This is a genomic window from Chromobacterium sp. IRSSSOUMB001, from assembly GCF_023507765.1.
Classification (GTDB): Bacteria; Pseudomonadota; Gammaproteobacteria; order Burkholderiales; family Chromobacteriaceae; genus Chromobacterium; species Chromobacterium haemolyticum.
In genome coordinates this window covers 44,532-68,187 of the sequence record NZ_JALCYU010000014.1, presented here as the reverse complement: position 1 = coordinate 68,187, position 23,656 = coordinate 44,532, and the positions used below count along the sequence as shown (strand labels likewise).

Here is a 23,656-nt window from a genome sequence, read left to right as displayed (position 1 = left end):
GAAAATTTTTGCCGGTCTGTGGATAAGTTGAAACCGCGCGCCCCAAAACAAGAAAGCAGCCGATGGGCTGCTTTTTTTACGTCGGAGCCGTAGCCGCTCAGAGCACTTCGATATCGGACAAATGGTAGCTGCCGGTGCGATTTTCCTGGCAGAACACCTTGGCGCGCACCTGGATGCGCTTGCCCTGGTAGCGCGCCATATCGCCCTGGTTCAGCGCCAGGCTGCGCAGTTCCTGTTCACCGCAAGAGCCGCCGTCGTCAAAGCGCAGCGCTTGTGCCAGTTTCAAATGGAAGGCCTTGAAAAAAAGTGCCGTCGGCCTTGCTGCCGGACTGCACCGGCCCCACCACCGTGCCGCTCAGCACGATGCGGGTTTCGCCGTCTTCGCCAACCTCTATCGGTTTGGCGGCCCAGGCGGCGTGGCAGAACGCGAACATCGCGATGGCCAGCAGGCTGGCCTGCTTCAAGTGTTTCATGGGATGCCTCATTCATCACAAAAAATTGTCCCGACGACATCGGCCGGGCTCGGGCATTTTATGCGATTGCACCAATAGAAGCCGATTCTGCTAATCGATATCGATCAAACGACGCGAGGCATCGTCGCTGCTTGAGTACAGCGGCTGAACGGCCAAGTCGCGACTCCGGCTTCCCTATCCCCGACATGCTTCTTGTACGAACAACTCTACAAACGCATAATCTGCCGTTTTGAAAATGATTCTTAATAACAGTGATGCACTCGCGCTTAGCATTCCCCTTCATCCTGGCGGGCAGCCTGGCAGTGGCCGCCTGCTCCGGCGGCCCCGCTGCCCAGCCGGTTCGCACCGGCGTCTTTGTCGATAGCCCGGTAGCGGGCCTGGACTACGACAGCGGCAGCCATGCCGGCAAAACCACCGCCAACGGCGAATTCCACTACCTGGACGGCGAAATCGTCGTCTTCCGCATCGGTCAGCTGGAACTGGGCCGTAGCCTGGGTGCGGCCCAGCTTACCCCGCTGCAACTGGTTGGCAGCCAGAACCCGGCGGATCCCAAAGTGCTGCGTCAGGTACAGCTGCTGCTGACGCTGGACGAAGATGACAACCCCAACAACGGCATCCAGATCAGCGCTGACACCGCCGCCCGTTTCCGGCGCAGCATGCGCTTGGAACAGGCCGGCGATTTGCAAACCCTGCTGGACAGCGCCGGTATTGCCCGCAGCGTAGTGGCCGCCGACTACGCGGCCAGCCACTTTCGCCTGAGCCTGGCCGCGCTGCGCGAACAGCCGCCCGGTCCGCGCTTTACCCCGCTGGCCGAAACCGACGGCGCGCCCCTGACCGACGCCGGCGAACGCGCCGGTTGCGTGAAAGACAAGCAGACCGGCTTGATCTGGGAAGTGAAGTCCGTGCAGGGCCTGCGCAGCCAGTTCCACAGCTATTACGCCAGCGCCAGCCGCAATCCGGAACGCCCGGCCCAATGCGAACCCGGCCAGGAAGACTGCCTGGCCGTCACCTACACCGAAGCCGTGAACAAGCAAAAACTCTGCGGCTTCGAAGACAGCGAAGAAGACATCGCCGCGGAACGCGGCTGGCGGCTGCCCACCGAGCGCGAACTGAAAACCCTGCTGGACTGGAGCCAGTACGACCGCTCGCGCGGCCTGCCGGCGATGGACCGCCATGTCTTCCCGGACGCCGAAGCCGCCTTTTACTGGACCGCCACCAGCCGCCGCGGCGAAGGCGCGGTGGCGGTGGCTTTCGACGACACCCACCGCACTCTGCCCAGCGTCAGCCTCAGCCTGGGCCAGCCGGCGCGGCTGCGCCTGGTGCGCGGCCCCAAGCTGGCGGACGATCCCAACCCGGAACAGAATCCGCCGAAGCCGCCGGCCTACATCCCGGTCAGCGCCGACGGCCAACTGACCACGCCGGCCCAGGCCGCCTGCGTCGACGACAACCAGCACCCGGACAGCTGGCGCGACGTCATCCTGTGGCAGGCCCGGCCGCGGCCGGCCGGCGCGGCCAGCCTTAATCCGGCGTTGGCCGCGTTGCAACAGCAGCGGCTGTGCCAGCAGGACAATTGGCGGTTGCCCAGCGTGGCCGAGGCCATCCGCTGGCTGCAATTGCAACAGGATCAGGACTATCCCGCCGCCAACGCCGCCGCCGCCGCCCGAGTATGGGCGCGCGACGCGAGCGGCGAGCTCTACGGCTTGGACCGAAACGGCGGAAAACAGAGCGCGGCCCATCTCGCCGGCCAGGCCGAGCAACCGCTGCTGGTCGCCCTCTCCATCCGGCCGGCCAAGCCGCCGCTGCCGGACAGCGACGGCGAGGAGCCGGACGCCGCCCAGCTGGCGCAATGGCGGACCCGCTACAGCCAATACCAGCCCGGCGCGGACCGCCAAGCGGCCTGGCCCGCTCCCTCGCTGGACGCGGCGGCGCAAGCCGGTTTCCGCGACCTGGGCCTGCTGCCGGCGGTGCCGTTTCCGGCCGACAACCCCTATAGCGCCGCCAAGGCGGCGCTGGGCGACAAACTGTTCCGCGACCCCCGGCTGTCCCGCAACAACCGCATCGCCTGTATCAGCTGCCACGCGCCGGAACACGGCTGGAGCGATCCGCGCCCGGTGTCCCAAGGCCACATTGGCCAATTGGGCGGCCGCAACGCCATGACCCTGCTCAACACCGCCTATGTCGGCGCGCTGTTCTGGGACGGCCGCGCCGCCAGCCTGGAAGAGCAAGCCAAGGGCCCGGTGGTCAACCCGCTGGAAATGCACCAGCCGCTGGGCCAGGCCGTGGCCAAGATCGCCGCCGCACCGGAATACGCGCCGCTGTTCACCGCCGCCTATGGCGACAGCCGCGTGGATCTGGAGCGCATGGCCAAGGCCATCGCCACCTTCGAGCGCACCCTGATCAGCCAGGACAGCGCCTTCGACCGCTTCCTCAAGGGCGAGCGCGCCGCGCTGAACGACCAAGCGCTGTGGGGCCTGCATCTGTTCCGAACCAAGGCGCGCTGCATCAACTGCCACAACAGCCCGCTGCTGTCCGACAACCAGTTCCACAACACCGGCCTCAACTACATCGGCCGCGACAAGGAAGACCTGGGCCGCGGCGGCGTCACCGGCCTGCGCGCCGATCTGGGCAAATTCCGCACCCCCACCCTGCGCGATCTGCTCTACACCGGCGACTACATGCACACCGGCGACCTCCCGCTGGATGAGAACGGCGCCGGCGTGATCGAGTTCTACAACAGCGGCGGCAATCTGGTGGAAGCGGTGGGCGTGGAAAAATACACGCTGCCCAAGCCCTCGCCGCTGCTCAAGCCGTTGGGCCTCAGCGCCGCGGAAAAACAGGCGTTGCACGCCTTCCTGCAAGCCTTGTCCGGCCCGCCGCGGCTGCAGCCGGCCAGCGAGGCCGAGCTGTTCCGGCGCTGAGAAACACTCATGATCAGCCACGGCCCGGCATCGCCGCCGGGCCGTGGTCACGCTTGAATCCACTGGCGCAAACACCGTTTACGGTTTATTTCGAAATATCGCGCCATGACAGGCGCGTGTCTTGAAAATCTGAAACCAGTAAGCAACAAGGGGGGACGCGATGGCGTGGTCGTTGCAAAGGGCTTTCAATAATGCCGGGAACGGTGCCAACGCCGCCGGGGTGTGCGAGGCCGCGGTCTGCCTGTGGCTCAAGCACATCCAGGACCGCGTGGGCAAATTCAATATGGGCAGCAGCGCCGGCGACTACCTGCCCACCACCGCGCAGGCGGACGCGCTCTACCAGCAATTCGACAACGGGACTTACCTGTTCCGCTTCGCCTCCTATCTGGAACAGCAGGTCTACCCCTCGGTGGCCGCCCACAACCGGGTGGGCGACGCCAATCATGCGGAAACCTTCGGCCTCGTCTTCTGCCACTACAGCAACAACGCCCACGGCGCCAGCGCTCAAGCCTGGCAAGACATCATCGAAAATCGGATGGTGCTCGGCGACGCGCTATTCCTCAACCTGATGCATAACGGCGGCGCTTCCGGCCACGCCGTCGGCGTCTACAAGGGCAGCGACTATATCTGGGTGTTCGATCCCAATAGCGGGCTCTACCGTGGCAATGTCAGCGCCGGTTGCTGCAGCGCGGCGGATTTGTTCCGCGCGGCGCAATATCTGGCTGGCCTCACCGGTGGCTACTGGGACCAGACCATGTACTACGGGCTGCATATGCGGGAGTGATGTTGGTCGTTTACGCTTTTCCAGAGTCTGAATCCGCTGCGCGGATGATGATTTTCATTGCCGGGACTGCCCGGCGAGCAGGGAAAGGATATTTGCTTGGCCAAATATCCTCTCCACTTTCTTAGCGGTTTCTGCCTTGTCTCGCTCTTGCTCGCAAGATCGTAAACACGTTCTTAACGTCACATTCGCTTGTGCAAGCTTGAACCAGTCGCCGCTCCCTTGACCCCACCCGCCACAGCGGCAACAATCCGCCTTGTGCCGCGCAATGGTGGCACCGGGAGTGCAAACCTGAATAGTAAGGAACACGTGTTGCTAACCGCGCGCGTGCCAACCATCGCGCCGCGTTGCGCGGCCACGATGGTGACGGCTGTACGCCAATCCCTTACGTTCTGGTTTGTTCCCATCACGATGGGTTCAGAGAACTACATGGGTAAATGAAATCAGATTCGCATTTTTCATTTTCATGTGGTCTTGGCGCTGAACTGCGCAAGTTCAGCGACAGGCTTTGCTCAGGAGCTTGTGTATGAATCCATTTTTCCCCCCGCGCCGCCGCTACAAAGGCGTATCAAGAGAAGCTGTCGAAACCCTGTTGCCCTTCGTCAGTTTCATCCCCGGTCGCACTTATCCCCATTACTGGCAAATCGAGCCCAGCTACGATTCTTATCCACAGGCCTGCGCCGACGGCCGCGAATACGCCGCCCATCTGCTGCAATGGCTGAAGGACAATCCGCTGCTGGTCGGTTCCGGCCTGCTCGGCCGCATCGCCCGAGACATCGACTTCGCCAACGAGCAACAGCGTGGCGTTTGGGTGGCCTTCTTCAACCATCTGGAACGCGTGCTGGCGCTGGGCTTGCGTCGCCTGGACGTGTTCGCCCATGTCGATGGCCAGCACGACTATCACCGGGCGGTGGAGGCGAGTTTTGACCTGGAGGGCAAGGTGAGGAAGGCTTAAGTCAGTCTGAGAAGTGAAAGCCCGGCGTTGCCGGGCTTCTTTAGTTTTTACGCTCAATTTCCTGACTTATTGGTGAGAGAACTTTTTAGCGTTCCACAGAGTGATAACGACATCCATCTGTTGGTTATGACTTTTTTCTACTCCATTCATGACAAGTTTCCATAGAAGCTTCGCATCGGAAGCTAGTAATGGATTATTTGTTATGATTTCTAATGCGGTTAATGCGTAATTTTTATTATCTTCTGATTTTGTATAGTTCCCTTTGGGAATCCCCTTAATTTTTCCGGCAGAAGCAAGTCCCAAGAATGCCGATTTAGGACACCCCTTTTCAATGCTTGCCTGCTGCTTCTGGCTAAATATTTTGATAGCGGCTAGATGCCAAGCCTCTGGCAATGGAGTACCAGTCTTATAAAGCTCAATGGCTTCTAAACTTACTTGGCCATATTTGTTTTGGGTGGTATGTAAAATATCCGCAGCCATTTTTTACGCCACTCCGATACTGCCATGCGTCACAAACCCCGGCCGTTGAATCAGGCGCTGATAATAGGCGTTCGCATGCGGCAGTTCCGGCTTGTCGAAAGGCGTTAGCTGCCAGCGGTGGATGGACAGACCGAGCACGATGTCGGCCAGGGTGAAATCGTCGCCGCAGATGTAGGGCGTATCCTGCGAAGCCAGTTGCCGGTCCAGGATGGACATATAGTGGCCCCACTGTTGAATGCTGGCCTGGATCAGCGCCGGGTCCTGATGTTCCGGGCTGTGCCGGCTGAGGCCGTGGAAGGCGTAGCCCCAGGAGCCGTTCAGCTCGGTGGCCTGCCAGTCCATCCATTTTTCCACCTGGGCGCGGCTGCGCGGATCGGTGGGCAGCAGGTGGCTGGCCCGGCGCGAGTCGGCCAGGTAGCGGCAGATGGTGTTGGATTCCCACAGCACCAGGCCGTCGTCCACCACTGTCGGAATCAGCGCATTGGGGTTGAGCGCCAGGAATTCCGGGCTGCTGGCGGACTGGAAGCCGCGGCCCCAGTCTTCGCGTTGGTAGTCGATGCCGATTTCATGACAGGTCCACAGCACTTTGCGGACGTTGATGGAACTGGTGCGGCCCAGGATGCGCAGCATGGAAATCTCCGGCGATGATGTTGAGATGAGCCGGAGCAGTGTAGTCTCGCCGGGGGCGGGCATGCCATTGAAATGGCGAGTTGTGGCGGGGATGCGCCAGCTTGGCCGGATGCTGTGGGGCCGGGCTTGGCAAGCGCAAGGCCCTTGTCATATCATGGCTGTCGATTTGGGCCGATAGCTCAGCTGGGAGAGCGCTGCGTTCGCAATGCAGAGGTCGGGAGTTCGATCCTCCTTCGGTCCACCATCTTCCCCTCCCTTGTTTCCCCATGTGACCGTAAGCCTGTCTTGGCCAAACTGCCTGCTTATCCTCCGCTTTCATCTTGCTCGCCGTATCCGTTCCGCCGTCGTCACGCTTTGAACCGCTTCAGCTGCGCTAAAGTCTCTTGAGCGGGAGTTATTTATCGGCCCATCGCCTCGCCCGCTCTGCGGGCGTCTTGCTGTTGAGCGACTGGATCAGGTGGTCGATGAAGGAGGCGATCCGCGACGACACCGCGGTGTTGCGGTAATAGACGGCCTGGACCGGCTGGCGCATGTCCAGGGTGTCCGGTATGAGGATTTGGACCAGACGGCCGGATTCGCGGTCTTGCTCGGTCATGAAATCCGACAGGCAGACGATGCCGGCGCCGTTCAGCGCAAGCTGACGCAGCGTCTCTCCGCTGGAGGTCCGCACCGCCGGTTCAATCCGGTAGGCCTCGCCGTCGGCGCCGAGCAGCGGCCAGCTGTTCAGCGTTTCGGGTTGATTGAAGCCCAGCAGCGCGTGCCGGCTCAGCGCTTGGACATCGTGCGGCTGACCGTGGGCTTCCAGATAAGCCGGGCTGGCGAGAATGCGCAGCCGGCTATGGCCGATCAGGCGGCTGTGCAGCGTCGAGTCCTTCAGCCGGCCGATGCGGATCGCCACGTCGGTGCGTCGCTCCAGCAGGTCGATGATGCCTTCATTGCTGTTCAATTCCAGCTCCACCTGCGGGTAGCGCTCGCGGTAGGCGCGGACCAGCGGCACGATCACGTGCAGCATGAAGGGGGTGGCGGCGTCGACCCGCAGCCGCCCGGACGGCTGTTCGCGCCGCGCCAGCATTTGCTCCTCGGCGTTGTCCACCGATTCGATGATGGCGCGGGCATTGTGCAGGAAGGCGCGGCCTTCCTCGGTCAGTTCCAGGCGGCGCGTGGTCCGGCGCAGCAGCGTGGTCTTCAGCTTATCTTCCAGCCGCGCCAGCGAGCGGCTGGTGGCCGATACGGTGAGCTCCAGTTGCTGGGCCGCGGCGGTGATGGAGCCGGTGTCGACCACGGTGACGAAGACCTGAAGTTCGTCTAGCGTGATTTTCATTGTTGAATTTAATTCAAGATAATTTCGTTTATAAGCGGGTTTTTGCGCAAAAGTAAAGCGGGCACACTGCATCCATTCCTTAAGGACCATGGATTCAAACATGCCACTTGCTCTACTCGCGCTGACCATTAGCGCCTTCGCTATCGGGACGACCGAATTCGTCATTGTCGGGCTGATCCCGACCATCGCGTCCGATCTCCAGGTGACCCTGCCCTCCGCCGGCTTGCTGGTCAGTCTCTACGCGCTCAGCGTCGCCATCGGCGCGCCGCTGTTGACCGCGCTGACCGGCCGCATGCCGCGCAAGACGCTGTTGGCCGCGCTGATGGCGTTGTTTACCGTTGGCAATCTGGTCGCCTGGCGCTCGCCCGGCTATGAGTCGCTGATCGTCGCGCGCATTCTCACCGGCCTCGCCCACGGCGTGTTCTTTTCGGTCGGCTCCGTCATCGCCACCACGCTGGTGCCCAAGGACAAGGCCGCCAGTGCGATTGCAACCATGTTCAGCGGCATGACCGTGGCCTTTGTCGCCGGCATCCCGCTCGGCACCTTCATCGGCCAACACTTTGGCTGGCGCGCCACTTTCCTGGTTGTCGCGCTGTTCGGCCTCGTCGCCTTGGTTGGCTCTCTGATCTTCATGCCGCGCCGTATCGCGCAGATGGAGCCGGCGCCGCTGGCGCGGCAGTTGCGCGTGCTGACCCAGCCGCGGCTGCTGTTGGTCTACGCAATGACGGCGGTGGGCTACGGCGGCTCGCTGATCGCCTTCACCTATATGGCGCCGCTGCTGGAGCAGATTGCCGGCTTCACCCCGGCTCAGATCAGCTTGGTGTTGGTTGGCTACGGCGTATCGGTCGCCTTCGGCAATGTCTGGGGCGGCAAGCTGGCGGACCGCGCCGGTCCGGTCAAGGCGTTGAAGCGGATCTTCCTGCTGCTGGCGCTGGTGTTGCTGGCCTTGACCTTCACCGTTCACTTCGCCGGGTTGGCGGTGCTGACGATGCTGGCCTGGGGCGCCGTCGCCTTCGGCAATGTGCCCGGCCTGCAAGTCTACGTCGTCAAGCAGGCGCGGCATTTCGCGCCGGAGGCCGCGGACATCGCGTCGGGCTTCAATATCGCCGCCTTTAATCTCGGCGTTGCCGGCGGTTCCTCGCTGGGCGGGCTGATTGTGGAACGCATCGGCCTGGCTCATACGCCGTGGATTGCGGCGGCAGTGACGCTGGGCGCTTTCGCGTTGACCGCTTGGAGCGGCGCGCTGGACCAGCGCGACGGCCTGCCAGCGCGCACCGCCGAAGCCGCTGAACCGGCGTATTGAGCGTTGCCCGTCGCCCGCATGACGACACCTGCTCCGCTGCTTTGCCGGCAAGCGCTTATTGCTGTTTTTCGCATGGGTCGGGATGGGCACAACCCTGTTATCGACTTAGCCGCCCACTACTTTTTTATGGAGAACGCATCATGAACACCATTCCCGCTTTTGGCCTCGGCACGTTCCGCTTGCAAGATCAGCTTGTCATCGACTCGGTCCTCAACGGGCTGGAACTAGGCTACCGCGCCATAGACACCGCGCAGATTTACGGTAACGAGGCGGAAGTCGGCGCCGCGATCGCCGCTTCCGGTGTGCGCCGCGACGAGCTGTTTTTGACCACCAAGATCTGGGTCGACCACTACGCCAAGGACAAGCTGTTGCCCAGCCTTGAGGAGAGCCTGGCCAAACTGCGCACCGATTATGTCGACCTGACGCTGATCCACTGGCCGGCGCCGGGCAACGGCGTGTCGGTCGAGGAGTTCATGACCGCGCTGGCCGAGGCCAAGGCCAGGGGCCTGACCCGCCGGATCGGCGTGTCCAACTTCAATATCGAGCTGACCCGTCAGGCGATCGCCGTGGTGGGCAAGGAGGAGGTCGCGACCAACCAGATCGAGTTGAGCCCCTATCTGCAAAACCGCAAGCTGGTGGATTTCCTGCAGGGCCAAGGCATTCACGTCACGTCCTACATGACGCTCGCCTACGGCAAGGTGCTGGCCGATCCGGTCATCGCCGCCATCGCGCAGCGCCGCCAGGCCACGCCGGCCCAAGTGGCGCTGGCATGGGCGCTGCAACGGGGTTATTCGGTGATTCCGTCGTCCACCAAGCGAGAGAACCTGGCCAGCAACCTGCTGGCGCAGACCCTGCGCCTGAGCGACGAGGACATGGCGCGGATCGCGGCGCTGGAACGCAATGGCCGCGAAGTGAACCCTGACGGCCTGGCGCCGCAGTGGGACTGAGCGCGCCGCGTCGCATTTGAATCAATGCCGCCGCGGCCGGCAGGCAGCGACGGAAACCGGAGATACCGCATGAACCATGATCCTTTGTTTCAAACACTGCGGCTTGGCGCGCTGACTCTGCCCAACCGCATCGTGATGCCGCCGATGACGCGTTCGCGCGCCAGCCAGCCAGGCGACGAGGCCAATGAGCTGATGGCCGCATATTACGCCCAGCGCGCCGGCGCCGGCCTGATCGTGGGCGAGGGCACCCATATCGCGCCGCTGGCCAAGGGCTATGCGTGGACACCCGGCATCCATACGCCGGCGCAAGTGGCTGGATGGCGCAAGACGACCGAGGCGGTGCACGCCGCCGGCGGCCGCATTTTCGCTCAGCTTTGGCATGTTGGCCGGCTCAGCCACAGCAGCTTGCTTGGCGGCGAGCAGCCGGTGTCGTCGTCGGCGATCCAGGCCGTCGGGGTCAAGGTGTTCATCGCCGGCGAAGACGGCCGCACGCCGGGCTTCGTCCAGGCCTCGGCGCCGCGCGCCTTGAGCGTGGCCGAGATTGGCGAGGTGGTGGAGCAATATCGCGCCGCCGCCCGCAACGCGATGGCGGCGGGTTTTGACGGCGTGGAACTGCACGGCGCCAACGGCTATCTGGTGAATCAGTTCATCGATTCGAACGCCAATACCCGCTCCGACGAATACGGCGGCTCGTTGCCGAAGCGCCTGCGTTTTCTCGGTGAAGTCGCTCGGGCCTTGATAGACGGCTGCGGCGACGCGTCGCGCGTCGGCGTCCGCCTGGCGCCGCTGACCACCTTGAACGGCTGCGTCGACGACGATCCGGAAACCACCTACTTGGCCGCGGCCAAGCTGCTGGGCGAGTTGGGCGTCGGCTATCTGCATATCGCGGAAGCGGACTGGGACGACGCGCCGCTGATGCCGCTGGCTTTCAAGCAAGAGCTGCGCGCGGCTTTTCCCGGCGTGCTGATCTACGCGGGCAAGTACACCGCGGAGCGGGCGCGCGAGGCGATTGCCGCCGGCTGGGCCGATCTGATCGCCTTCGGCCGGCCCTTCGTCGCCAACCCGGATCTGCCTGAGCGCTTGCGCACCGGCGCGCCGTTGGCGACGCATGATCGCGCAACCTTGTTTGGCGGCGGCGCGCATGGGCTGACAGACTACCCGGCGCTGGCCGAGTCGTTGGCTTGAGCCCGCCGTCCGCGAGGACGGCGCTGACTGGCTGTTCCGTGCTCCATGGGGCGGGCTCAGGGGTAGGTGATGATGAAGACGGCTTTGGCATTGGCGTGGCCGGCGGTGACATTGCCGGTGCGCACATAGTGGGCGAACAGCGGCATGCTGACCATTCCGTCCAGGGGTGAATCCATGTCGAAGCTGGGCGTGCCGGCATCGTTTTCCGGCCCAAACGTGATGATGTCGCTTTCCGCGCCGGCCAGACTCCGGCTCAGTTGCAGCCCCAGGCCTTGGGCCGCGGCGACGCCTCCTTCGGGGTTGGCGTTGATGCTGAGTAGCCGGCTGATATTGCCGGGCTGGTTGGCGTCGCTGAATTGAATCTTGGGCCGGGCTTGCGCCGCGCATTTGCTGAGCTGCAGCGAGAATTGCTGGGGCGCTTGGGTGGATGGCTGGCCCAAGGCGGGGAAGTCCGCCGGGGTGTACTGGCCCATTGGGACGGTGATGTTGGCGGTCTGCAGTTCGCAGGTGTTGGCTACGGACACGTTGATGTCCAACAGCTCGCCAAAAGAGGCCTGCTGGTGACAGTCTCTTGTTACATTGCCGTTGCGGGTGGCGTCAATGTAGAAGGAGGCGCCGGCGCCGGGCACGTTCCCCACGGTGCCGCCGGGCGTGGGACCGGTCAAGATCAGTTCCTGATACAGCTGCAAGATTAGGGTGTCGGATGCTCCGCCATTCGTGCGTTCGGCGGGCTTCGAGGTCAACACGCGTTCTATAGTGGGGTCGTACGGCAGAGAGGGCTTCCCGTTCCCTGCCTGGTAGCTCCAGCGCAAACCGATGCCGGCGATATTGGTGGGAATGGTTTCATGTGGCCCAAGCTGGCCGCCGTTGCCGTGGGTCCAGGCGCCGTGGATGCGCACGATGTCCGGGCCGCCAACCTGACCTTGATATTCGCCGCGCACGGCAATGCCGCGCTTGACCAGCACGGTGCCGGGCTTGGTGTTGGCGGTAATGGTGATGGTGTTGCTGCTCAGGTCAACCCAGGGGCCGGGCTTGGTGTTGGCGAGAGTGCAGTTGCGCGCCGCCGCCGCCGCGTGGGCTGTGACGCCATGGCTAAGCAAAAGGGCGGTCAGGCAGGCCGCGCATGCGCGCCGGATAAGCCGCGCTTGTGGAGTGGAGCGGATTGCGTGGGCCATTTTTCCTTCCTTGGGAACCGATGACGGTCCGCGCCGCTCCAGCGGAGGCGGCGCGAACCGGATTACAGCCTGGTCAGGCCGCCGGATAGACGGACGGCCGGGCGGGGCTTAGAAGTAGTAGTAAGACGAGATGGTGCCCTGGTTGACGCCGTACAGCGGCACCAGCAGCGCATTGCCCATCACTTCATTGGCGCGCATCAGGCCGTAGTTCCAACCCACCAGGCCGCCATAGGTCTGGCGCCAGCCATTGACGAAGTTGACCTTGCTGCTGGCGGTGGAGTAGTCGACGGTGCCGCCATCTTCGTTCATGCCCACCAGGCCGCCCAGGATGCTTTCCACGCCGCCGCTGACCGTGCCGCTGGCCACGGAGCTCTGGATTTCGCTTTGGTTGAGGCCTACCAGGCCGCCGACGATGCTGCGGTATTCCCCGCGCACATTGCCGGTGGCTTGGGCGGTGGTGATGCGGCCGGCGTTTTCGCTATTGCTGTTGACGCCCACCAGGCCGCCGACGCGGCTGGTGTTGCCGCCGTAAACATCGCCGGAGGCATCCACGGATTCCAGGTTGCCGCCGTTATAGCCCACTAGGCCGCCCACTTGGCTATTGGTCCAGCCGCTGACTTTGCCGCTGGCGCGCGCATAGCTGACATTGCCGCTGTTGTTGCTGCCTATCAGGCCGCCCACGCGGCTGTTATGGCCGCCGGTCACCGCGCCGTGCGCTGCCGCCGTATGGATATTGCCGCCGTTGTTGGTGCCGATCAGGCCGCCCAGGCTGGCGCCGGAGGTATCGTATACCGCGCCGGTGGCGCTGACTTTTTTCAATTCTCCGCGCTGGTTGAGGCCCACCAGGCCGCCAATGGCGGAGCTGCCCACGCCGGTGATCTTGCCGCTGGCGCTGGACTCTTCGATCTGGCCGCCTTCGTTGTGGCCCACCAGGCCGCCGATGCGGCTGTCGTAGGTGGCGTATACGCTGTTGCTGGCTTGGGAGCCGCTAATCAGGCCGCCTTTGGCGTAGCCCACCAGGCCGCCGACATTGACACCGGCACGGGCGTCGATAGCCCCGGCGGCGCTGGAGCCGGTGATTGTGCCGCCGTTGTTGAGGCCCACCAGGCCGCCCACGCCGCCGCTGCCGATTTCATTGCGCGGCATGTAGTAGGCGTACACGCGGGCATTGGTTTGGGAGGCGTTAATGAGGCCGCGGTTTTCGCCCACCAGGCCGCCCAGCACTTGGGTGTAGCCGTTGCCGTAGACGTTGCCGGTATAGGCGGAGTTGAACACGTCGCCGGTATTGGCGCCGATCAGGCCGCCGACGATGTTCATCGGGCTGCCGTAGGCGTTGACGGTGGCGTTGCTGGTGGCGTTGTGGACGGTGCCGGTGTTGCGGCCCACCAGGCTGCCGATTTCGACGCGGCCGGTGTAGTTGGCGTAGCCGGTTACGGAGCTGTTGATCAGGTTGACGTTGCCGATGACGCCGGCGTTGTTGGCGAACAAGCCCAGCGCCGGGCCGGCGTTCTGGATGTTCAGGCGGGTGATGTTGTTGCCCAGGCCGTCGAACACGCCGGAGAACGCCGCGCCGCCGTTGCCGCCTATGGAGTTGAACACGCGCCCGTAGCCGTCGATGGCGTTGCCCAGCACATAGAGGCCGTTCAGATTGGTGTTGACGGCTTGTAGTTGGGCCACGTCCTGGATCACGGTGTAACGCTTGCCGTTGGATTCGAAGCCGGCGCCCTTGCCGGACAGGGTGACGCGCTTGCCTGCGGCGACCACGCGGCCTTGGCCAGTGGTGTCTTCGTGGTTGAGCGCCAGCGAGGCGCCGGCTCCGCTCAGGCTGAGGTTGGCGTTGAGCATGACCTGCTTTTGGGCGGTCAACTCCGCCGCGGCGCCTGCGCCGCTGGCGTTGAGATCGGCATTCAGGTTGACGTTTTGCCGGTCTGCGCGCAGCGTCAGTTTGTTGCCGCTGGACCAATTGATCTTGCCGTTGGCGTTGAGGTCGCCCTGAGTGCTGACCAGCTCGATATTGGTGTTGGCCAGGTTGCGCGAGACGGTGTCGCTGTAGAGGCCGCTGGACACCGGAGTAGAGGCGGAGGGGCTGAGGTCCAGTTGCTCGGCGCTGACTTTCCATGTGCCGGTGCGGCCGTTGCTGGCCGCGGTGGTCACGTTGGTGGCCAGCGCAACGGTCACGGCCTTGCCTTTGACTTCGATCTGGCCGCCGTCGCCCAGGAAGCTGCCTTGAGCGCTGGCGTTAAGCGTGCCGGCCACGTTGACGCGCTGATTGTCGCCGGCGTCCAGCACGATCTTGCCGGCGCGGTTTTGCAGGGTGCGGGCTTCGATCACGCCGGTATTGTTGACGACGTCGCGCAGAAGGTTGTTGCTGGCGCGGGCGGTCATCAGCACCTCTCCGCCGTCGGCGCGCAACAGGTTGCCGTTGCGCACTTCGGCGTTGATCGCCGCTTCATCCACTTGCAGGTTCACGAGGCCGGAGCCGTCGAAGTTCAAGGTGAAGGCCTTGCCGCCGGCCAGGGCCACTTTGCCCAGGTTGGCCTGGATCACGCCGGTATTGCTGACGCGCGCCCCTAGCAGCGCCACGGCGCCGCCATTTTGGGCTATGAGGGTGCCCTGGTTGGAGACTTCCGCCGCGGAGTTGCCTTCAAAACGGTAGTTGCCGGCCATGAAGCGTTCAACAGAGAGGTCCTGAGTGGAGGCGACCAGGCCGCCCACGTTGACTTGCGCGGTTTTGCCGAACAGCACGCCGTTGGGGTTGACCAGGAATACGCGGCCGTTGGCGTTCAACTGCCCCATGATGTTGCTGCCATCCACGCCCACCACGCGGTTGAGGGCGATGGAGGCGCTGTTGGGCTGGTTGAAGGTGACTTTATGGCCGTTGCCGATATTGAAGCTGTTCCAGTCGATCGCCAGTTTGTCGCTGGATTGATTGATGGACATTTGCTTGCCGTTGTCGAACACCTGGATGTCGCCGCTGCCGGCCTTGATGCTGCCGCCCTCCGGCAAGTTGGCCGCCTGGACGTGAGCGGTCAGCAGCAGGGCCAGGGCCGGCAGACTGCGCGCCAGCAGGCGGCTGCCGCTGCCCGGCTTGCCGCGAGCGCGGCTGAGTTCGCTGCCAACGCTCCAGCACTGGCGCAGGGAATTCCAAATCAGAGCGTAATTCTTATTCATGACAACTCCATCTTGTTGATAAGCGAAATGCAGGCTCCCGTGTGAGGGAGGCGGTATCCAGCGCGGCGACGTCACAGTTGCCAGGTCGCCTGCGCCCAGATAGCGGGGTTGCGCGTGTTCTGGCCGCCGTCGTTGCCGACGCGCCAGGCCGCGCTCACATTCAGTCTCAGGCTGTCGCGCAGCCAGTTCAGGCCCAGCCCCGCCGCGGCGCGGCTCAGGACGGGGTTGCTACCGCCCCAATCGCGCTTGTTGGCGCGGGTTAGGCCATAGTCGTAAAACAAGCTGGTTTCCACGCCGGGCCAGGCGGCGTAGCGCAGCTCCAGGTTGCCTATCCAGCCTTGGTCGCCGCTGGCGTCGCCAGCCGGATAAGCGCGCACCGCGTACGGGCCGCCCAAGCTGATTTTTTCCGAGGAATCCAGATTGCGGTCCGTCCACTGGCCGTTGAATTGGGTGTAGAGGCTGAAGCGTTGGCTGAGCCGTTGCAGGCGGACGGCGCTGAGGCTGAGCTTGCTGAAATGGCCTTGGGTATCGGCGGTCCGCCGGTCGGCCCTCCGCGCTATCGGGTCGTCGATGCCGAGCTGGCCGTAACCGTAGGCCAGCGAAGCCTGGCTGATGCCGCCGCCGCCCCAGCCGTCCTGACCGTTGGCGCTGAGCATGGCGGTCCATAGGCGCACGCGTTTGACGCCGCGGCTGTCAATCACGTCGATATCGTCTTTGAGCCGCTTGTCGTCATACATCAGTTGGGCGTAGACGCTGGCGTTCCGGCCGCGCCACAGCGGCTGGGAGAGAAATCCGCTTTGGATGCGGGCGTTGCCGTGGGCTTCCAGATCGGTGAAGTCCCGTCCCAGCCGGTATTCCATATTGGAGTAAGCGGCGCCCACCCGCGTCAGCCAGGGGCCGACCGGCAGTTGATAGGACAGGCGCTGGTATTGCTGGCGGCCGTCGCTGCCCATTGCCCGCAGGCTGAGCTGATCGCCTAGCGCCAGAGGGTTGTTGAAGTTGAGGTTGCCGCCCAGCCGGTATTCGCCGGTGTATTTGCTGCCGTAGTTGTCGAGTTCGACACCGCCGCTCAACCGGTCTCCAGGCAGGGCCTGCACCAGCAGATCGGAGCTGCCGGCCTGGCTGCCGGGCCGCAGAGTGGAGCGCACTTTGACGCCGGGCAGGTCGTTCAAGCGCAACAGGGCGCTGTCCAGCGCGTCGCGCTCCACCAGCTGGCCCGCCAAAGGGCGCAGCGGCGCCTGCAACACCTCGTTGCGCACGGCGGAGGCGTTGTCCAGCGTCACCTGGTCGTAACGGCCTTCCTGGATGTCGATGCGCACCCAGCCGTCTTCGATGTCCTGAGGCGGCAGATAGGCTTGGGCCAGCAGATAACCATGTTGCTGATAGAAGCGCGTGATGCCGTTGGCCGCTGCGTGTAGTTCGGCCAGGCTGAGTTCCTGACCGGCCAAGGCTTGCAGTTGCCGGGCCAGCGTGTCTTGAGCGAATACGCTGTTGCCGCTGAAGCCGAAACCGGTCACCAGCAGGCGCGGGCCGGCGTCCTCGGCGGCTGGGGATTCGGCGGCCGGCGGCGTCAGCTCCAGCTGCGGCGCCGGGGTAGGCAGCAACTGCGGCCGCGCCGACTCAATGTCTCGCAAGGACTGGCCGGCGTCCGGCCGTTGCGCCAGGCCGGGCGCGCTCCAAACCAGGGCCAGGCCGGCCGCTAACAGCAGGCTATGGGCGCGGCGGTTCAAGATGGGCGCGCGGGACGGGAGGTGGGATCGGTTCTTCATCGGTTTATCGTTATGGCGAAGGCTGAGGTGTGGGCGCCGCCGCCTGCGCCTGCGGCAGGCAGGGGGCGACGAGCATGTCGTAGCGTTGTTGGCGACCGGCGCGTTTTTCCGGCAATTGATAGTCGATGCGGCATTGCTGCTCCGGCGCGCCGCCCCATTCGACGATGAGCCAGCCGTTGGGCTCCAAGCCTTTGGCGAAGAGACGGCCGCCTTGTCCGACCACGCCGACGTTGTCGCCCCGGGCGTTGCGCGCGGCGGCGCCGAAGGGCAGCGGCTTGTCGTCCGGCATCCGGCTGTCGATCAGGGTGGCGCGCGCCACTTCGGTGGCGTAGGACAGCATCACCACGGAACCCGCGCGCGGGGCCAGGCCTTTGCCGGCGGACTGTTTCAGCTCCACGTCCAGCGGCATGCCCTTGGGATTCACTTCTATGGTGTTGAGGTGATAAGGCGTCAGGCTGGGCACCACGGCGTAGCCGCGGGCGTCCACCCGGGCCCGGGTGGCTCCGACCAAGGCGCCTTCCGCGTCCGGCACTCGCACCACGGCCAGGGTTTCCCCCAGTGTCTGCGCCAGGGTCACGCCGCCGGGGTGCGCCACCAGGGCGCCGGCGGCGCTGGCGGAATACTGGTTGTAGCCTCGGCCCGCGCTGACGCTGGCGTTCAACTGCGTGTAAGGCAGCTGATACCCCAGGCCGGCGCTGCCGCCTCCGCCGCCGCGTTCGGAATGGCTGGCGGAGACGGAGTAACTGCCGCGGTTGTCGTCGCCCAGCGTGCCGGCCAGGCTGGTGGTGGTTTGCAAGCCGCTTTCGGAGTCATGGGAAAGGAATCCGCTGAGCGTGGGCAAACGCCGGCTGTCGCCCAGGGGAAGGCTCAAATTGAGCGCATAGGTGGTCCGGTTGCGTTCCTGGGTGGTCGGGCCTTGAGCCAGATTGCGCGAACGTTGGGCGGAGAGGGTGTAGCTGACGGAGCCCACGCTGCCGCCGTAACCCACCGAGAAGTTGACCTCCTTGCTGTCGCTGCCCCAAAACTGTTGCATGGAGCCATTGGCGTACAAGGAGCCGCCGCCCAGTTGCTGGCTGATGTTGACGTCGAAGCGGTGACGCTGGCGCACGATCGCGTCCAGCGTCCGCCGGCGCTGGTATTGATCTTCCGCGACGATGCGCTCGATCAGGCTCAGATAGCCGGAGGTGGAGTAGCGATAGGCCAGCAGAGAGAAGTTGGTGCCGGTGCGGCTCAGCTTCTTGCTGTACGACAACCGCAGGCTGTTGCCCTGGATGCGGCGGTCGCCGGACAAGCGGCTTTCGGCTCGGGTCAGGTCAGCGGCGAAAGCGCCGACGCTGGTATTGGCCGCCACGCCAAACAGCCCCGAGGCGTACCCCTGGGAGGCCACCGCGCCGGCGTAAGCCGTCCACATGCCGTCCAGGCCGCGTTGGTAAATGGCTTGGGCGAACAGCGGGTCGTCTGTCAGGCCTGGCTGTTTGACCTGGCCGGCGATCAGGCTGTAACGCTGGACTCCGCCGCGCAAGAGCTGCGGCGTCGCCGCATAAGGCACCACGCTGGTGTATTCCTGGCCGTCGGCCTCGGTGACTTTGACTAGCAGGTCGCCGCCTTCGCCGCTGGCCTGCAGGTCGCTGATGGTGAAGGCGCCGGGCGCCACGGTGGTTTCATAGATCAGATAGCCGCGCTGGCTTACGCTGACTTTGGCGTTGGTCCGGGCCGTGCCGTGAATCGCCGGCGCGTAATTGCGCTGGGTGTCCGGCATCATGCGTTCGTCGCTGCTGAGCTGGACGCCGCGGAAGGACAGGCTGTCGAACAGCTCGCCGTTGCTGGCGGTTTCGCCCAGCACCAGCTGCGAACGCCAAGCCGGCACATCGGTTTGCAGATAGACCGAGCCGCTTTGATAGCGGGCGGCGCGCCCTGTCCCCCAAGACAAGGCACCGTTGTGACGCAGCCGCCACGCGCCCAGGTTCAGGCCGCCGTTGAGGCCCAGGTAGCCGCTGTTGGAGCGCTTGCCCAGGCTTTCGCTGCTGTACAGGTTGGCGTTGTAGTTGAGCAGGCCGGCGGTGACGCCGCTTTCCCATTTTTCCGGACCAACATAGGTGCTGGCGGAGGCGAAATGCACGAAGATGGCCGGCACTTGCAAGGACAGTTTTTGCTCGGCCATGTCGGCATTGACGCTGGCGCCTGGAACGTACTGCCCCAGATCGCCGCAGAACAAGGCATCCGGCATGGGGTTGAGCTCGTCTGACCCGCTTTGGCCTCGCGCGGCCTTGTCCATATCGATGCCCAGCCGCTCCAACTGCTCCCTGCGGAAGCAGGGGCGCGCCCCCGTCCCGGATGTCGTTTCAGCGAAGTCGATGTCTTCCATGCCCTGCCAGCGGCCATTGACGCTGATTTCCAGACGGTAGGTCCCCGGCGGGGTTTTTCCTTCCTGTTCAAAACGGCTGAGGTCCAGCGGCGGCCCGCCCGCCCCGGTAAACAGATAGGCGGAGTCGAACACCAGGCCTCGCGCATTGCCCGAGGCGGGGGTTGCGGGCGGCCGGATAGCGGTCAGCGCGGCGCCGTGGGCTTCCGCGGAGTCGGGCAAATCGGCCGTACCCGTATTGCCGGACGCGCCAACGGCGGGCGCCGCGCCGGCCAGCACGCCGCCAAACACACCCACTGCCCACCAAGCCAGAGGCTTGGTTTTGGGCGCACGCGCCCGGGCTTTGTCGCTTACGCTCAAGCCGATCATGAATTGCCTCGTATTGCGCTGTGCCGCCGCGGCAGGGGCAAGCCCTTGTCGGCGGTTGGGGATGGAAATCTTGGGAACGGGCGCGTCGGACTTATTGCAGCCGTGCCTCCGCGTCTATGGTTCCGCCAAAGTCGCTGACGGCCTGAAATTGCAACAAGGCCCCGGTCTTGAAGGCCTGAGCTTGCCGCTTGATCAAAAACCGCTCGGAGGAGAAAGGCTTCACCATGTCAACCGCCACCTCGACCGGTTTGGCGCCGTCAGCGGCCAGCTTGGCCTGGAACAGAGAGACGAAGAACGGCGTGGGATTCCGGGCCTCCAGATAACGCTGCCCGTTTTCCGTCACCACTCGCCATTGCATTTTTTTCGGCGCCAGCGCGGGCTCGCCCGTCAAGGCCTGGGGCCGGAAAAACACTTTCAGCCGAGTGCGGTAGGTAAATTGCAGGTAGTTGTCCCCCGCCGCCTTGGGCGGAACTTCCAGAAAGTTGATCCAGAACACCGATTCGCGGTCTGGCGGCAAAACGTCCCCGCTGTACACCATGCGCACCACTTGTCGTTTGTCGCCGTCCAGGCGGACAATCGGCGGCGATAGGGTGAAGGGCACTTGAATATCGCTGGGCGCGACGGTAGCGTCGCCCAAATCCAGCCAGGACTGAACCAGGATCGGGTCCTTGCCCTTGTTCTCAAGCTGGATGCTCACTTCCCGTTCCTGCGCGGGATAAATAATCCGCGTCCCCCGGATCACGAGCGCCGCTTCCGCGACGCTCGTCCAGCAAAAAGCCGCCACAGCACACACAGCCGCCATTCCCGCATACTTGCGCGCCATCCATGCCATGGCCGCTCCTCCCTAGCTGACAGTCAGATAAATGCGCCGATTATTGGTAAGCCAGCACATAGTCGATCTGGCTGAATACCGCGCCGCTGCCCGGCACGGTGCCGGAGTTGACGCGCTGGAGCTTGGCCGACAGCGGGATGTTGGCGGAGCGCGGCACGGCGGGACCCGTTGTCGGAACATCGGGCGACAAGGCAGCACTCGGCATGTCCGCGCTATTGGTGGAGCCCAGCGGAATCTTGACCGCGCTGCCGCCGGAGCCTTTGTACAGTTCGATTTCCAGGTTGGACGCTGCGCTCGGTCCGCTCAGCTTCAGGCGGCCGGTTTCTTTGTTCACGTTCTGGTTATTGGGGTTGAAGGCGATCTGCACGCGGGAGGCGTTGCACACATCGGATTGGCCGGAAACGGTCAGGCTGAACGGGACTTCAGCGCTGCCGGCGGTAGGGATTTGATCAGGCGTCAGGTTGTTGAAGTCTACCACTTTGTAGCCGTCTTCCTGACCATCGATCAGGCAAGTGCTGGTGGCTACGCTACCCTTGAATACGATCTCGCCGCGGTTGGCGGCAAACGTCTGGGAGGCCATGCCCACGCCCAAGGCCAGCGAAACAATGATTGCCAGTTTATTCATAAAACACTCCACACTTAATTAAGTTGAACCGCAGCCGTGACCATGTTTCCCGACCACCGCCCGCTAGGCAGGCTGTCGCCTGAAATTGCCACAGTCTGCCGCCAATGACCGACATAGTCGTCAATCGGCAGGCACATTATCAGTAGCTGTTCTTAATAATTGAATAAGGCATTTCTTAAAACCCGGTCTTGGGCCGCAGATTAAGGAATTACTTAATGGAATAAATAATTGCGTGATTAAGCGAGGTCGTCACTGTGGATGCTGTGTAATACCCCGCACTCTTACTGAGGCGTGCTGCAGGTGCGCATCCTGATACGGAAAAAGCAGGGCTGTCAGCATCTTCTGGTGGATAGCACCGGCATCAAGATGATGGGCGAAGGTGAGTGGAAGGTGAAAAAGCATGGTGCTGACTACCTCCGGCAATGGCGCAAGCTGCATCTGGGAATGGATGCACACACGCTGGAAATCCGGGTAATGAAAGTGATCGACAATCTCACCGGCGAGGCCACGACGCTACCTGAGCTGCTATCGCAAATTCGGGCGGCACAGGGACTGGTGACGGTGACAACGGATGAGGTGTACGACACTCGTCTATGTCACGCAGTAATTGCGGAGCGCGGAGCTGCCATTACTCCCCCGCGACGAAATGGCCAATTCTGGAAAGGGAATTCACAAAGTAACCAGGCGCGCAATGAGTTGCTGCGCTCAGTGAAGTATCTGGGGCGAATGCTCTGTAAAAAGTGGAGTGGCTACCATCGCCGCAACTTGGTTGAAACGAGGATGCACTGCTTCAAATTACTGGCAGACCGGGTCAAGTCGGGGGACTTTGACCGGCAGGTGGCGAGCTTCAAATTTGTGCAGCGATTCTGAATCGCTTCACAGTGCTAGGTACGCCGCAAACGGTACGTGCGGGATAAGTCCGTTTGTTGATAGCCCAACCTTTAACTGATTTGTGCAACAAAGCCTGTCAAATCGCCACGCTTCACCACCAATGGCAGAAAAATATGTCAACCCGAGCCGATATTATCGAAGGGCATTTCGGTTGCTTGAATAAGTGGCTTCTTAAAATAAGATGTTTAATCTTAAGGCGATATATTTCACAATAAATAAAATGGCGATTGTGGTGCATTAATTGTTCTGTTTTTTGACTTAGCTGCTGGTGGCAATAGGTATCAGCGTTCTACTCGTTGAGTATGGCCGGTAAGAAGAGGCTGTAGTTTGCCTCTGACGTTGATTCTAGTGATCAATAGAAGTCTCATGGAAATATTATGTCAATTGTTTTTTTGATGCCTAATGTAAGTCGTTTGTATTATATTTCAGTGATTGGAATAAGTAGACTACTTAACTTGCACGGGACAGATAGGTAATAGCGAGTGGAGAGTGTTATTTGGGCAATAAAGTTATCGATTTAAGGAAATCCTTATAGGCCTGGTTGTTGTTAGATATGTATTCTCTGCACTGCTTGCTGCAGTAGTGATGTGGGTTTTGCTGCTGGTGACAGCAAGCTTTTGCAATAACAAAGCATCACCTGAGGTGGGCTGAATATTGCCAATTTTTTATATGGAGGTTTTCTGTGAAAAAGAAAAGCTTGCTTTTAGCATTGGGAATTATGTTTTCTGGGGCGTCGCAATTGGCGGCGGCAAACAGTGCAGACCTTTTTATTAAAGGAAGATTAGTTCCACCGGCGTGCACACCGGCTTTGGATGGCGGTGCGACTATCGATTATGGCGATATCCCGGTATCCAATCTGAAAAATAACGCCGCGTACACGCTGGAAGATCACAACGTCAGTCTGACGGTGACCTGCGAGAAAGATACCGCCCTTGGTATCCGCATCACTGATGCCCGCTCGGAGAGCAAACCCACCTTACTTACTGAAATTCCTATGCCGGCCATACATTCCAGTGGCCATGCGGTTGCTACCGCTGATACTCAAACCATGGGTTTGGGTAGCGATGGGGCGAAAGGTAAGCTTGGCGTATGGTGGATGAGTATGGAGTTCGACAAGCTGAATGCTACCAATAGCGAGGGCATTAAAGTGAATGATAAGGCTTTATTGTTCTCGGCGGATAATGGCCAAAATTGGGCTAACACGACTACTACCCCGATGGCTCCGCATTTTGGTGGTGCCAATTTGACCACCTTCGCAATCAAAGCAACATCGGGTTTCACCCCTGCGGTAGCCACCGTACATACCTTCCCGTTGGTAGTGGGGGCGGCATTGAATACCAAAGGAGGGTTGAGCGTGAAGGACGACACCAAATTGGACGGCAAGGGTACTTTCACTATTTATTACCAGTGATTCGGTTAACTGAATCGGCGCTGAATAAGTCTTGAGTCAGCGAGCTTGAATACGGGCC

The 23,656-nt window shown here is 62.5% G+C and carries 18 protein-coding genes, 1 tRNA gene and 1 pseudogene; 9 read left to right on the top strand and 11 right to left on the bottom strand.

The features are described 5' to 3' along the window. Positions 1 to 97: 97 nt before the first annotated feature. On the bottom strand, positions 98 to 286 hold the full coding sequence (locus MOV80_RS17995; protein ID WP_107732207.1) for a hypothetical protein: 189 nt from the start codon (positions 284 to 286) through the stop codon (positions 98 to 100). After that, complete coding sequence (locus tag MOV80_RS17990; RefSeq protein ID WP_107732208.1) at positions 258 to 473, bottom strand: hypothetical protein; 216 nt, start codon at positions 471 to 473, stop codon at positions 258 to 260. Before MOV80_RS17990 ends, MOV80_RS17995 begins: the two co-directional genes overlap by 29 nt. 254 nt (positions 474 to 727) lie before the next feature. Here MOV80_RS17990 and MOV80_RS17985 point away from each other — a divergent pair, with 254 nt between their 5' ends. The 3 genes from MOV80_RS17985 to MOV80_RS17975 all read left to right on the top strand — a co-directional run bounded on the left by MOV80_RS17985 (position 728) and on the right by MOV80_RS17975 (position 5,127). Next, positions 728 to 3,391 (top strand): cytochrome c peroxidase, encoded by a 2,664-nt coding sequence (locus tag MOV80_RS17985; RefSeq protein ID WP_107732209.1) that lies wholly within the window; start codon positions 728 to 730, stop codon positions 3,389 to 3,391. A 160-nt stretch (positions 3,392 to 3,551) separates the two neighbouring features. Then, positions 3,552 to 4,175 carry a hypothetical protein gene (locus MOV80_RS17980; protein WP_118268518.1) on the top strand — a complete coding sequence of 208 codons (624 nt, stop codon included), beginning with the start codon at positions 3,552 to 3,554 and terminating at the stop codon, positions 4,173 to 4,175. A gap of 523 nt (positions 4,176 to 4,698) precedes the next feature. Beyond that, entirely contained in the window at positions 4,699 to 5,127 is a 429-nt protein-coding gene (locus tag MOV80_RS17975; RefSeq protein WP_118268519.1) for a hypothetical protein, read from the top strand. A gap of 66 nt (positions 5,128 to 5,193) precedes the next feature. Here MOV80_RS17975 and MOV80_RS17970 read toward each other — a convergent pair whose 3' ends face one another. Next, on the bottom strand, positions 5,194 to 5,607 hold the full coding sequence (locus MOV80_RS17970; RefSeq protein ID WP_152596966.1) for a hypothetical protein: 414 nt from the start codon (positions 5,605 to 5,607) through the stop codon (positions 5,194 to 5,196). A 3-nt stretch (positions 5,608 to 5,610) separates the two neighbouring features. Further along, positions 5,611 to 6,237, bottom strand: coding sequence for a glutathione S-transferase (locus MOV80_RS17965; protein ID WP_118268520.1), 627 nt, complete (start codon positions 6,235 to 6,237; stop codon positions 5,611 to 5,613). A gap of 168 nt (positions 6,238 to 6,405) precedes the next feature. Here MOV80_RS17965 and MOV80_RS17960 point away from each other — a divergent pair. Then, positions 6,406 to 6,481, top strand: a tRNA-Ala gene (locus MOV80_RS17960). Between the two features lie 150 nt (positions 6,482 to 6,631). Here MOV80_RS17960 and MOV80_RS17955 read toward each other — a convergent pair. After that, positions 6,632 to 7,558, bottom strand: a complete 927-nt coding sequence (locus MOV80_RS17955; RefSeq protein ID WP_118268536.1) for a LysR family transcriptional regulator — start codon at positions 7,556 to 7,558, stop codon at positions 6,632 to 6,634. Between the two features lie 100 nt (positions 7,559 to 7,658). On the opposite strand from MOV80_RS17955, the gene MOV80_RS17950 reads away from it, so the two are divergent. The 3 genes from MOV80_RS17950 (at position 7,659) to MOV80_RS17940 (ending at position 10,993) form a co-directional block, all read left to right on the top strand. Next, the gene (locus tag MOV80_RS17950) at positions 7,659 to 8,861 is read left to right on the top strand and encodes an MFS transporter (RefSeq protein ID WP_118268537.1); all 1,203 of its coding nucleotides are present in this window, start codon (positions 7,659 to 7,661) and stop codon (positions 8,859 to 8,861) included. Between the two features lie 140 nt (positions 8,862 to 9,001). Next, complete coding sequence (dkgB, locus tag MOV80_RS17945; RefSeq protein ID WP_118268538.1) at positions 9,002 to 9,808, top strand: 2,5-didehydrogluconate reductase DkgB; 807 nt, start codon at positions 9,002 to 9,004, stop codon at positions 9,806 to 9,808. Positions 9,809 to 9,877: 69 nt separating this feature from the next. After that, a complete protein-coding gene (locus MOV80_RS17940; RefSeq protein ID WP_118268539.1) occupies positions 9,878 to 10,993 on the top strand; it encodes an alkene reductase in 1,116 nt (371 codons plus the stop codon). Positions 10,994 to 11,049: 56 nt separating this feature from the next. Here MOV80_RS17940 and MOV80_RS17935 read toward each other — a convergent pair whose 3' ends face one another. The 6 genes from MOV80_RS17935 to MOV80_RS17910 form a co-directional block, all read right to left on the bottom strand. Continuing rightward, positions 11,050 to 12,168, bottom strand: coding sequence for a fimbrial protein (locus tag MOV80_RS17935; RefSeq protein ID WP_249605351.1), 1,119 nt, complete (start codon positions 12,166 to 12,168; stop codon positions 11,050 to 11,052). A 108-nt stretch (positions 12,169 to 12,276) separates the two neighbouring features. After that, entirely contained in the window at positions 12,277 to 15,339 is a 3,063-nt protein-coding gene (locus MOV80_RS17930) for a GLUG motif-containing protein (protein WP_118268541.1), read from the bottom strand. Positions 15,340 to 15,410: 71 nt separating this feature from the next. Beyond that, the gene (locus tag MOV80_RS17925) at positions 15,411 to 17,108 is read right to left on the bottom strand and encodes a ShlB/FhaC/HecB family hemolysin secretion/activation protein (RefSeq protein WP_118268542.1); all 1,698 of its coding nucleotides are present in this window, start codon (positions 17,106 to 17,108) and stop codon (positions 15,411 to 15,413) included. A 10-nt stretch (positions 17,109 to 17,118) separates the two neighbouring features. Continuing rightward, positions 17,119 to 19,839 carry a fimbria/pilus outer membrane usher protein gene (locus MOV80_RS17920; protein WP_118268543.1) on the bottom strand — a complete coding sequence of 907 codons (2,721 nt, stop codon included), beginning with the start codon at positions 19,837 to 19,839 and terminating at the stop codon, positions 17,119 to 17,121. A 91-nt stretch (positions 19,840 to 19,930) separates the two neighbouring features. After that, positions 19,931 to 20,641, bottom strand: coding sequence for a fimbria/pilus periplasmic chaperone (locus MOV80_RS17915; RefSeq protein WP_039755824.1), 711 nt, complete (start codon positions 20,639 to 20,641; stop codon positions 19,931 to 19,933). Between the two features lie 70 nt (positions 20,642 to 20,711). Then, positions 20,712 to 21,296 carry a fimbrial protein gene (locus MOV80_RS17910; RefSeq protein WP_019103038.1) on the bottom strand — a complete coding sequence of 195 codons (585 nt, stop codon included), beginning with the start codon at positions 21,294 to 21,296 and terminating at the stop codon, positions 20,712 to 20,714. A gap of 336 nt (positions 21,297 to 21,632) precedes the next feature. On the opposite strand from MOV80_RS17910, the pseudogene MOV80_RS17905 reads away from it, so the two are divergent. Beyond that, positions 21,633 to 22,213, top strand: a pseudogene (locus MOV80_RS17905) (IS5 family transposase); the annotation flags it as partial. A 656-nt stretch (positions 22,214 to 22,869) separates the two neighbouring features. Further along, complete coding sequence (locus tag MOV80_RS17900; RefSeq protein WP_162897162.1) at positions 22,870 to 23,598, top strand: DUF1120 domain-containing protein; 729 nt, start codon at positions 22,870 to 22,872, stop codon at positions 23,596 to 23,598. Positions 23,599 to 23,656: the final 58 nt, after the last annotated feature.